Origin of the sequence: Pseudoalteromonas sp. MB41, assembly GCF_020966275.1 — a bacterium.
GTDB lineage: Bacteria > Pseudomonadota > Gammaproteobacteria > Enterobacterales > Alteromonadaceae > Pseudoalteromonas > Pseudoalteromonas lipolytica.
The window spans coordinates 1-2,181 of the sequence record NZ_JAJJZF010000055.1; the positions used below are offsets into that span (position 1 = coordinate 1).

A 2,181-nucleotide genomic window follows, 5' to 3' on the forward strand; every position below is an offset into this window, starting at 1 on the left:
AGGGGCCAACGTTAGAACATCAAAACTACAAGGGTGGTATTTCAAGGACGGCTCCACAAAGACTAGCGTCTCTGCTTCAAAGCCTCCCACCTATCCTACACATGTAGGTTCAATGTTCAGTGCCAAGCTGTAGTAAAGGTTCACGGGGTCTTTCCGTCTAGCCGCGGGTACACAGCATCTTCACTGCGATTTCAATTTCACTGAGTCTCGGGTGGAGACAGCGTGGCCATGGTTACACCATTCGTGCAGGTCGGAACTTACCCGACAAGGAATTTCGCTACCTTAGGACCGTTATAGTTACGGCCGCCGTTTACCGGGGCTTCGATCAAGAGCTTCGTCCGAAAACTAACCCCATCAATTAACCTTCCGGCACCGGGCAGGTGTCACACCGTATACGTCATCTTGCGATTTTGCACAGTGCTGTGTTTTTAATAAACAGTCCCAGCCACCTGGTCACTGCGGCTCCAATCAGCTTAAAGAGCAAGTCTCATCACCAATCGGAGCGTACCTTCTCCCGAAGTTACGGTACGATTTTGCCTAGTTCCTTCACCCGAGTTCTCTCAAGCGCCTTAGTATTCTCTACCTGACCACCTGTGTCGGTTTGGGGTACGATTCGGTATAATCTGAAGCTTAGAGGCTTTTCCTGGAAGTATGGCATCAACAACTTCACACCCTTAGGTGCTCGTCTCGTGTCTCAGTCTTAAGAGTCCGGATTTTCCTAAACTCTCAACCTACTCACTTTCACATGGACAACCAACGCCATGCTTGCTTAGCCTGCTCCGTCCCCCCATCGCAATTATACCAAGTACGGGAATATTAACCCGTTTCCCATCGACTACGCCTTTCGGCCTCGCCTTAGGGGTCGACTTACCCTACCCTGATTAACATGGGATAGGAACCCTTGGTCTTCCGGCGTGCGGGTTTTTCACCCGCATTATCGTTACTCATGTCAGCATTCGCACTTCTGATACCTCCAGCATGCCTCCCGGCACACCTTCAACGGCTTACAGAACGCTCCCCTACCACTCAAAATAAATTTTGAATCCGCAGCTTCGGTGCATAGTTTAGCCCCGTTACATCTTCCGCGCAGACCGACTCGACCAGTGAGCTATTACGCTTTCTTTAAAGGGTGGCTGCTTCTAAGCCAACCTCCTGGCTGTCTGGGCCTTTCCACATCGTTTCCCACTTAACTATGACTTTGGGACCTTAGCTGGCGGTCTGGGTTGTTTCCCTCTTCACGACGGACGTTAGCACCCGCCGTGTGTCTCCCGGATAGTACTTTACGGTATTCGGAGTTTGCAAAGGGTTGGTAAGTCGGGATGACCCCCTAGCCTTAACAGTGCTCTACCCCCGTAAGTATTCGTCCGAGGCTCTACCTAAATAGATTTCGGGGAGAACCAGCTATCTCCCGGTTTGATTAGCCTTTCACTCCTAGCCACAGGTCATCCCCTAACTTTTCAACGTTAGTGGGTTCGGTCCTCCAGTTGATGTTACTCAACCTTCAACCTGCCCATGGCTAGATCACCGGGTTTCGGGTCTATACCTTGCAACTCAACGCCCAGTTAAGACTCGGTTTCCCTACGGCTACCCTAATCGGTTAACCTCGCTACAAAATATAAGTCGCTGACCCATTATACAAAAGGTACGCAGTCACCCAACAAGTGGGCTCCTACTGCTTGTACGTACACGGTTTCAGGTTCTATTTCACTCCCCTCACAGGGGTTCTTTTCGCCTTTCCCTCACGGTACTGGTTCACTATCGGTCAGTTGGGAGTATTTAGCCTTAGATGATGGTCCACCTATATTCAGTCAAAGTTTCACGTGCTCCGACCTACTCGATTTCACTTAAGATGCATTTTCGTGTACGGGACTATCACCCTGTATCGTCATACTTTCCAGAATGTTCCACTAACACATAATAAGCTTAAGGGCTGGTCCGGTTTCGCTCGCCGCTACTTCCGGAATCTCGGTTGATTTCTGTTCCTACGGGTACTTAGATGTTTCAGTTCTCCGCGTTCGCCTCTTACACCTATGTATTCAGTGTAAGATACCTGCAAGCAGGTGGGTTTCCCCATTCGGAAATCCTAGTCTCAAGTGCTTTTTACTAGCTTGACTAGGCTTATCGCAAGTTAATACGTCCTTCATCGCCTCCAACTGCCAAGGCATCCACCGTGTACGCTTA

At 49.8% G+C, this 2,181-nt stretch carries 1 rRNA gene; it reads right to left on the reverse strand.

The window, feature by feature from the left end:
* Positions 1-2,181: ribosomal RNA gene (locus LPA49_RS22060) — 23S ribosomal RNA — on the reverse strand; the annotation flags it as partial.